Here is a 9867-nt window from a genome sequence, read left to right as displayed (position 1 = left end):
TTTTTTCAATTGTCCCTGGCTCCAAATCTGCTCTGGTAATGATTTTATATAGTTCTATCGGGGCTTTGATATCCATGGCAAAATAGTCCACCAAATTTTGTTCAATAATTTCTTGTAAGACCTCCGGGCGAGAGCCATTGGTATCCAATTTTATCTTATAACGCATTGCCTTAATTAATTTTAAGAATGGAATAAGATCTTCTTGCAGAGTTGGTTCACCTCCGGTAATGACTACTGCGGAAAGTTTTTTGTGCCGTTTATACAGAAAGCGTAAAACTCTTTCAGTATTTAGTAATGGACTATATCTAATGGGGTCAACCAATTCGGGATTGTGACAATAAGGACAGCGAAAATTGCATCCCTGCGTAAAAATTATTGCTGATAACTCGCCTGGATAATCCAGTAGCGAGAATTTTTGCAAACCGCCAATTTTCATTACAAACTCTTTGCTGAAATGGCTTCTGGTAGAATTGAACTTTCTTTTTTCGGCTGTTTGTGTAGGTCAAAAGTAGTGCGCATTTTAAATTCCGCTTTTTTCCCATCGTTCCATTGAGAAACGGGTCGCAAATAACCTACAATTCTGGAAAAAACCTCTGTTTTATTTTGGCAGACAGGACAAATTGGCTGTTCACCATCCAAATAGCCATGAATGGGACAAATACTGAAAGTGGGCGAGAAAGTGAAATAGGGTAAACGATAACTTCCACACACTGTTTTTATCAGTGCTTTGATGCTATTGCCAAATTCAACTCTTTCTCCGCCAAAGATATGTAAAACCGTTCCGCCTGTATATTTGGTTTGAAGTTCATCTTGCAAATCCAAGACCTCGAAAATATCATCCGAAAAGTTAACTGGCAGCTGGCTGCTATTTGTATAAAAAGGCGCTTTGTCGTCACAATTGGCACAAATTATTTCTGGGAAATGTTTTTTATCCAAAAGAGCTAAACGGTAACTTGTTCCTTCCGCTGGAGTTGCTTCCAGGTTATAATTATTTTCCGTTTCCGCTTGAATTTGCAATAAACGGTCTCGTAAATAATCCATAATTTTCAGGGCAAATGCCTGAGCTTGGGCAGTCCCCAAATTTTCACCCAGAAAGTTTAACATCGCTTCGTTCATTCCGATTATGCCGATGGTGGAAAAATGATTTTTCCAGTATTGATTAAAGCGTTCATAAATGCTTTTTAAATAGAACTTTGTATAGGGATAAAGTCCGCCTTCGGTAAAGTTCTCTAAGACCTTGCGTTTAATTTCCAGCGATTTTTTTGCCAGCTGTAAACGCTCTTCCAAGAGAGCGAAAAATTCCTCTTCCGTTTTTGCCAGATAACCTATGCGGGGAAGATTTATGGTTACCACTCCAATGGAACCGGTTAAAGGATTGGCACCAAAAAGTCCACCTCCTCTATTTTCCAGTTTACGGGTATCCAATCGTAAACGACAACACATACTGCGTGCATCTTTTGGGTCCATATCGGAATTTACGAAATTGGAAAAATAGGGAATGCCATATTTGGCTGTTGCTTCCCATAAGTAATTTAGATTAGGATCATCCCAGTTAAAATCCTTGGTGATATTATAGGTTGGAATGGGAAAAGTGAAAACGCGTCCTTTGGCATCGCCTTCAATCATCACTTCCAAAAATGCTTTGTTCAAAATGTCCATTTCTGCCTGAAAATCACCATAGGTCTTATCCATTGGTTTGCCACCTATGATAACTGCCTGATCTTTATAGAGTTGATGCGGATTGAGGTCTAAAGTTATATTGGTAAAAGGGGTTTGAAAACCAACTCGCGTAGGCACATTGATATTAAAAATGAATTCCTGCAAAGCTTGTTTCACTTCTTTATAACTAAGCCCATCGTAAAAAATAAAAGGTGCCAAAAGTGTGTCAAAACTGGAAAATGCCTGTGCCCCTGCAGCTTCACCTTGCAAAGTATAAAAGAAATTAACAATCTGCCCTAAAGCGCTTCTAAAATGTTTGGCGGGAGAACTTTCCACTTTGCCTTCCGCACCGCAAAAACCGGTTAAAAGTAAATCCATCAAATCCCAGCCCACACAATAAACTGAAAGCTGACCCAAATCGTGAATATGTAAATCGCCGCTTAAATGCGCTTCTCGAATTTCTGGAGGATAGATCTTATTCAACCAGTATGTTTTACTAACTTCAGATGCAATATAATTATTCAAGCCCTGAAGCGAGTATGCCATATTGGAATTTTCATTTACCTGCCAATCCAATTTTTCCAGATATTGATCTATCAAATCCACTCCCGCTTTGGAAACCAAATTGCGAATCTGAGAATGTTGATCCCGATAGATTATATATGCCTTGGCGGTTTTTTTGTAAGGAGAGGCAAGCAAAACTTCCTCTACGATATCTTGAATCTTTTCCACTTCAGGAATTTCATCTTGAATTACCTGCTGGGCTAAATTGATCACCCGTAAAGTTAAAACCGCGGCAATATCCTGTCCAAATTCACCTGTGGCAAATCCTGCACTTTCAATGGCTTTGGCTATTTTTTGCTGATTAAAAACAACGATGGAACCGTTTCTTTTGCGTATAGATGAAAACATCTCAAAACCTCTATTTTATAAATTTAATATCTTACTTAGATATAATAAGTTAGAATGCTGAGACCTTGTTTTGGGAAATTGGGTCTCAGCAACCGAAGTTTATGGAAATAATGAGATACAATTTGTCAAGCGGAATTGTGATTTTTCCCGCAGATTTAGTTTCACGCAGATTACGCAGATTACGCAGATTTTTTTTAGAAACGAGGATTTTAGGATTTTAGGATTAAGAGGATTTTTATTTAATTAGTCACCGAAAACACCGAAGACACCAAAAATAAGTTCCATTAAGAACGAAAGATTTGAACGACGGGTTTTTTAGCTTGGCGTAGTAATAATGGAGGGTTGACGTCCTCGTCAACCACAACAGACAAACTATCAGACAATTTTAAAATAAGGCGGAAACTGTATAATTTGGTTGTAAGGGGAACGACAGGATGTCGTTCTTCCTTTAATGTATTTCACAGATTTACTAATTGACTACTAACAAAATAACTTTGAACTAAGAACTTTGAACTAAGAACTTTGAACTCCCGCACTTTGAACTCCTGCACATTGAACTAAGAACTTTGAACTCTGAACTCCCGCACTTTGAACTCCTGCACTAAAATAAAAAAAGTCGGAGCTTATTGCTTTGCCCCGACTTTCAAATTTACTGATTAACCAGTTAAACTTATTTTGCCAAAATCATCTTTTTGGCGCTAATATAGTTTCCACTTATCATTTTATACATATAGATACCGCTGGAAACTGGTTTTCCGTTTGCATCACAACCATCCCAAGCAATTTGATAAAAGCCGGGAGAATCGTGTTCTGCAGTTAAAGAATTTATCACTTGGCCTTTCATATTGTAGATATCGATTTTAACCTTGCCTGCATCCTTTAATGAATAACGGATATTTGTATTGGGATTGAAAGGATTGGGATAGGCATTTAGCAATTTTGTGACCATTGGTATGGTTGGAGGATTGGGTTCCTGAGTTGGATCGCCAATGGTAATGGTCAAAGGTCCGTAAAAATTGCTGATTCCATCCAAAGAAACGCTTTCCAGCCAATAATAATATACCATATTGGAATAGGTCTCAAAATCGGTGTAAGTATAATTTATCTGGGTTCCTGTTTCAATACCATCATCGATTAATTGGGCATTTATTTTTTGAGCGGTAGCAAGGTTTTTCGTTGCGGCACGCAAAATGTTATAACCAGAATGATTAGTTTCGGATTCAGCAATCCAATTAATTCGAACATACATATCGGAAGTTAAAACTGCAGTAAAACTGCTCAATTCCACAGGCAGAGTGGGATCCTGCTCACCTAAAACAATCGGAACTTGAACCCCTTTTGCGTTCGGGATATCAAAAATTATTTTTCCATCACCATTAGCAGCAACGGAATGCCATGCACTTTCAAAATAATATGCTCCCCATAAGGCAGTGGTTTGAATTTCAATGTGCCAAGGTCCAGCACCCAGAAGATCCAGAATAAAATTGCTTGAGGCAACAAAAGCATCATTATTTACTGGAGGAATTTCACCCGTAACTATATTGGCACCACCACCCGTGATTTCTACTACATCTGAACCGATGGTTACAGGGCTGCCTTCCGGGATATCGTATGCATCTTCAAAATCAGCCAGAAAACGGGGTGAAATTTGAATATCGGCATTAAATTGTCCTACTAAACAAGTTATATTTTGAGGAGTTTGAGGAATTGGTTGTCCGTTATAGTCAGTAGAAGTTAATGTTCTTAAAGTTAAAGATGTTGCACCTTGCGTAACAGTAATATTTTGGGCACCCGTAGTAAAATTACCTGTAGCTCCTAAAGTAACATTATACACTTTTATCAGTTTAGATTGATCTGCACTGGTTAAACTGGCAAGTGTTCTTTCTACTGGAGCAATAATATTTCCGGTTGAGGACGCAGGTCCGGGATCAGCCACAGGAACAAATTCCAGTAAACTGTTGTAATTAGAAAGAGTTCCCAGTAAACCAGTTATTCCATCTCCCATATTATAAGCAGTCGTTATTTTTCCAGCAGTGTCATAAATATAGATAGCGGCTGTTGCATCTTGAACCCATTTGGGATGAGAGGATATACTCTGCTGAAAAGTAAGAATCGCTTCGCCAGTTAAACGATAAACATTAGAACCAACAGGTTTACTTCTCAAAGTGGCAATATCAGTAACTATCTCAGGAAATTTATAAACCGCAGAAGCAATAGAACTGGGATCATAACCTTCGGCATAGGCAATTGCTTTTAAGGTTGTGGTTTCAGTAATATTAATAGGGACAGTGTATAAAGTAGATGTATTATCTGGATCAGAACCATTGGTAGTATAATATATAGTTGCTCCCTCTGTTGCACAAGAAATTGAAGCATCAAATGCAGAATAGTAAGTATTTGTGGAAGGAGAAATTATAGGAGTTGCAACTGTAGGGTTTCCACCTGATAATTCAAAAGTTCCAGTAATAGTTATTGGTCCTTGTAAACCAGCAGTGCCACCGGTAGCTTCAGAATTATATAGATATAATCTAAAACCACAATTGGTGGTAATATTTGCATAATCAGAACCAAGTGTTAAAATATTTCCTGTCCAAGATAAATTATCGTCAGGATTTGTTAATACACCAGAAGAATTGCTTAAACCTGTATTCAAAGTTGTGTAATTACTCAATAGGGTACCATAACTATCATAACTACCTCTCCACTGGCATTGTCTGGTTCCTGTTCCACTTCTGCCAATTCCAAATGTAATCGTTGAAACAGTAAATTTATAACCAGATGCTGCATAAATAGTGAAACCAATATACTTGCCAGAATCAACAGAACCTGTAAAAGTGTTACTACCATTTGTAGCACCAGTTGGCCAACCTGTAGCTCTAAAGTTTCCATTACTTGAAGAAGTCGTAACACCTACTTTATCAATAGTTCCCATAGAAATCCCATCGTAAGGAGTTCCATTGTACTCAAAACTTTGTACATTACCAGCCGCACCAGTAAAAGTATAAGTAGCAGTAAATGCAGTTTGTGCCCAAGCCATACCCATAACCAGTATGGTTAGTGTAAATAAGAAAAATAGCTTTTTCATTCTTCCTCCTAATGAATTTAAGTTATCTTTTATATCATTATAGAAATCTGAATACAAAAGACAAGATAAATGGAATGAATTTTTTGGCAAGGATTTTTTTTATCTCTCACAGATTTCACGGATTACACAGATAAAAAGAGAATCCACAAATGATGACAAATGTGTAGTCGGAGGACGCCGTTCCTCCGCAAAATGATAAAAAAATAGGTCTGGGATGAACAAGAACAGATTTTTAATTTTGTAATCAGACCATAATTATTTTTTTTTGTTCTATCCAATAACTATGCTTTCCTCGGAATTTATATCTCACTATTTTGCCGTCAGTTCTTTCAGCGGGTGACAAAATTGAGATTTGTCACCCCCTAATATATAGAAATGGGATTTGACATAAAGAGCCCAAAAAGAATTTTGGATTTAGAAGGTCTGAAGCATAACAAAATATGTTACGATAAAAAAATTATATAGAGGTTACAATGCGTAAGTTCATTCTGCCGTTACTGATAGCTTTTATCTATCTGCCTTTTTTGTTTGCAGATAATATCTATGTAGTAAATTCCGAATCCCGCACTTTAAGCAGGATTGACACAGAAACACAAGCTGTAAACAACACTTTTACGCAGTTGGGTTTAACGCCCAATTTACTGAAAGTGAATGAGGACTATATTTATGTGGTCTTATCGGGAGCGAACAGTGTTCAGATGATTGAAAGAGAATCAGGAACCACTCTTCGCAACATTTTTATTGCTTCCAGTTCCAATCCTTGGGATGTTGTAGAATATGATGGTTATCTTTATGTGAGCGGAATGTTTTCTAACAAGGTCTATAAAATCAGTCAAGAAAGTTGGAGCGTTGTAGATCAAATAACGGTTGGCACAGCACCGGAGGGTTTAGCGGTTTGTAATGGAAAACTATATGTTTGCAATACAGGAGGTTATGCCAGTAATTATGCCAATAGCAGTGTTTCTGTTATTGATTTAGCTGATTTTAGCGTTATAAAGACCATTCCTGTTTGGACCAATCCTCAAGATATTGCCGTTTTTGATTCCCAATTGCATATTGTTTGCACTGGCAATTGGAGTTCTATTTCCGGAGCGGTTGATGTAATTGATTCCATAACCGATGAAAAAATAGACCGGATAATGATTGGAGGCAATCCTTGGGGAATATGGATTAGTCCCGATGGAATTGCTTATTTGGGAGAGGGTTATAATAGCGGAGTATATTCTTATAATGTCAATACATTATCTGTTTTAAACAATAGCAGCAATCCTTTAAGTCCGGGTGGAATAGCAGTTAGTGGCTTAAATGAACATATTGCAGTCCTTTCAGCTAATTGGGGTGAAAATGGAATCGTGTATCTAAGAAATAGTAATTGGCAACCTATTAATCAGTGGACAGTTGCCTTAACTCCCACCGATATTTGTTATTTTGAAAGCCCTTCGCCTGTTGCGGATGATAATTTACCTCAGCCACACATTACAATATACCCAAACCCAGTTCCAAAAGAGGGTGTCCTAAATTTTAAAATGGATAATAACTATAGGGGAGAACTGGAAATATATAACCTGCGTGGACAGAAAGTTTTACAAACCAAAGTTAACAAAGGGGAAATAAGCATAGACCTGAAAGATAATGATTGGCAGAGCGGAATTTATTTTTACAAAAGCGGACAGGCACAGGGGAAAATAATAATCAAATAAACTGCGGAGAAAAATATTGCCCGCAGATTGCGCGGATTTTGTTTCACGCAGATTACGCAGATTACGCAGATTTAATAGGTATGGGATGAACAGGATTTTAGGGATTTAAGAGATTTGGAAAAAAAGTTCCATTAAGAATGACAGATTTGAACGACGGGTCTTGAACTCGGCGTAGCAATAATGGAGGGTTGACGTCCTCGTCAACCACAACAAACAAACTATCAAGCTGTTATAAAATAAGGCAGAAACTTGATAACTCGGTTGTAAGGGGAACGACAGGATGTCGTTCTTCCTTGACTTCGAACTTTGAACCTCTGCACTTTGAACTTTGCACTCCTGCACTTTGAACTTTGAACTCCCGCACTTTGAACATTGAACCCCTGCACTTTGAACTTTGAACACCTGCACTTTGCACTCCCGCACATTGAACTTGCTTGCTTCCGCTATGCAACTTGTATCCATCCCGTATCCATCTCTTATCGCATACGGGAAGCATACGAGATGATATTGGAAAGTATAAGAGATAGGAGAGAGGGCAGAAAAAATAGATTGACAGTTTTGACGGATTTCTGCCTAATGCAAAACAAACTAACAAACTGAAATATATAGGAGTTACATAATGAATTACTTTTTAACGGAAGACCAATTGGAAATGCAAGAAATAGCTCGCAGAATTGCTTTGGAAAAAATCAAACCCGTTTCCGAAAAATACGATGAAGAAGGTATTTTTCCCTGGGATATCATAGAAGTGATGGAACAAAGCGATCTTTTTGCCATATTGATTCCGGAAGAATATGGCGGAATTAGCGGCAAAGTTTGTGATTTGGCAATAGTTACGGAAGAGCTATGTGCGGTGGATGCCGGAATTTCTTTAGCTTTTGGAGCAACCGGTTTAGGGATGTATCCTATTTTAATTGCTGGCAGTGAAGAGCAGAAGCAGAAATATTTGTCACAAATAGCTGCGGGAGAAGTGCTTGCCTCTTTTGCTTTAACGGAGGCAAATGCCGGTAGCGATGCGGGTGCAATTGAAACAACCGCCAGAAAAGAGGGCGATTATTATATTTTAAATGGCACGAAACAATGGATAACCAATGGCGGAGAAGCTGGTATTTATTGTGTTTTTGCAATGACGGATAAAAACAAAGGGGCACGCGGATGTTCTTGTTTTGTAGTGGAAAAAGGAACTCCCGGTTTTAATTTTGGCAAAAAAGAGAATAAAATGGGCATTCGGGCTTCCGCCACGCGAGAATTGATTTTTGAGGACTGTAAAATTCCAGCAGCAAATTTGTTAGGACACGAAGGCACAGGTTTTATAACTGCTATGCGGGTTTTTGACAAATCGCGTCCGATGGTTGGAGCTCAGTCCGTAGGAGTGGCTCGCGGTGCTTTTGAGGCAGCGATTAAATATTCCCAAGAAAGACAGCAGTTTGGAAAACCGATTTCCAGTTTTCAAGCAATTCAATTTATGCTGGCTGATATGGCAACTCAAATTGAAGCTGCTCGCGCTTTAGTAATGCAAACCGCAAAAATGATCGATAGCGGAGCGAAAAATTATTCCAAAGAAAGCGCAATGTGCAAATATTTTGCCTCCGATGTGGCAATGAAGGTCACTACCGATGCCGTGCAAATTTTAGGTGGCTATGGTTATATGAAAGAATACCCCGTGGAAAAAATGATGCGGGATGCCAAAATCTTGCAGATATATGAAGGGACAAACCAAATTCAGAGAAACATAGTTGCCGCCAGTTTGTTGAAAGAATATTAAATCCATTATTCCACAGCTGCTGGATTGAGCGATAAAATTATGGCAGGAAAAGAACTTTTGTTGCACTGCTGTTGTGCACCTTGTTTGATAGCTCCTTTTTATAAATTGAGAGCGGAAGGAAGAGAAATAACTGCATTTTGGTTCAATCCTAACATCCATCCACTCTTGGAATATCAAAAACGGCGCGACACTTTACGGTATTTTACCCAAAAAGAAAATATTGAATTGATTGAAGAGGATGAATACGGTCTGGTTAATTTTCTGCAGGCAACTCTAAAAGACATTGAAAACCGCTGTTTGTATTGCTATGAATCTCGCTTGGAAGTAACTGCCCAAAAAGCGAAAGAACTGGGCTATTCTGCTTTTGGGACAACTTTGCTTTACAGTAAATATCAAAAACACGAATTGATTGTGGATGTTGCTTTAAAAATGAGCGCCAAATATGGGGTTGAATTTTTCTATGAGGACTGGCGACCTTTATGGTGGGAAGGTAGAAAATTGGCAAAAGAAGCAGGGCTTTATCGTCAACAATATTGCGGCTGTATATTTAGTGAAGAGGAACGCTTTCGTGAGCAAATACAAACAAATTGACCTTAGTAAAATAAGAACTTATCCGATTGATCAACGCTATAGTAAAGTAAATAAAAATGCTTTTGCCCAAAAAGGGAAAATACCGGTCTCCCAATTTTTGAATTGTCTCCCTGATATCCTTGCCGCCAAAGAGCTGAGAGAGCTTATTGATGCTT

Annotated in this window: 6 protein-coding genes; 3 read left to right on the top strand and 3 right to left on the bottom strand. The window is 38.3% G+C overall.

The genetic code is table 11. The annotated features are described in order from the left end of the window. The 3 genes from ABFC98_03750 to ABFC98_03740 form a co-directional block, all read right to left on the bottom strand. The coding region (locus ABFC98_03750) for an anaerobic ribonucleoside-triphosphate reductase activating protein (GenBank protein ID MEN6445142.1) at nt 1-436 on the bottom strand (436 nt) is incomplete at its 3' end. After that, on the bottom strand, nt 436-2571 hold the full coding sequence (locus tag ABFC98_03745) for a ribonucleoside triphosphate reductase (GenBank protein ID MEN6445141.1): 2136 nt from the start codon (nt 2569-2571) through the stop codon (nt 436-438). The genes ABFC98_03750 and ABFC98_03745, both read right to left, overlap by 1 nt. Before the next feature lie 670 nt (nt 2572-3241). Next, nucleotides 3242-5656: an FN3 associated domain-containing protein gene (locus ABFC98_03740; GenBank protein MEN6445140.1), complete on the bottom strand. Its 2415-nt coding sequence runs from the start codon at nt 5654-5656 to the stop codon at nt 3242-3244. Between the two features lie 473 nt (nt 5657-6129). Here ABFC98_03740 and ABFC98_03735 point away from each other — a divergent pair, with 473 nt between their 5' ends. From ABFC98_03735 to ABFC98_03725, 3 genes are all read left to right on the top strand, one after another. Next, nucleotides 6130-7356 (top strand): T9SS type A sorting domain-containing protein, encoded by a 1227-nt coding sequence (locus ABFC98_03735; GenBank protein ID MEN6445139.1) that lies wholly within the window; start codon nt 6130-6132, stop codon nt 7354-7356. Nucleotides 7357-7975: 619 nt separating this feature from the next. Further along, nucleotides 7976-9121 (top strand): acyl-CoA dehydrogenase family protein, encoded by a 1146-nt coding sequence (locus tag ABFC98_03730; protein ID MEN6445138.1) that lies wholly within the window; start codon nt 7976-7978, stop codon nt 9119-9121. A gap of 39 nt (nt 9122-9160) precedes the next feature. Beyond that, the gene (locus ABFC98_03725; GenBank protein ID MEN6445137.1) at nt 9161-9712 is read left to right on the top strand and encodes an epoxyqueuosine reductase QueH; all 552 of its coding nucleotides are present in this window, start codon (nt 9161-9163) and stop codon (nt 9710-9712) included. Nucleotides 9713-9867: the final 155 nt, after the last annotated feature.

The organism is Candidatus Cloacimonas sp., assembly GCA_039680785.1.
Lineage (GTDB): Bacteria > Cloacimonadota > Cloacimonadia > Cloacimonadales > Cloacimonadaceae > Cloacimonas.
The sequence above is the reverse complement of the archived record's forward strand: the minus strand, read 5'-3'. Positions and strand labels throughout refer to the sequence as shown.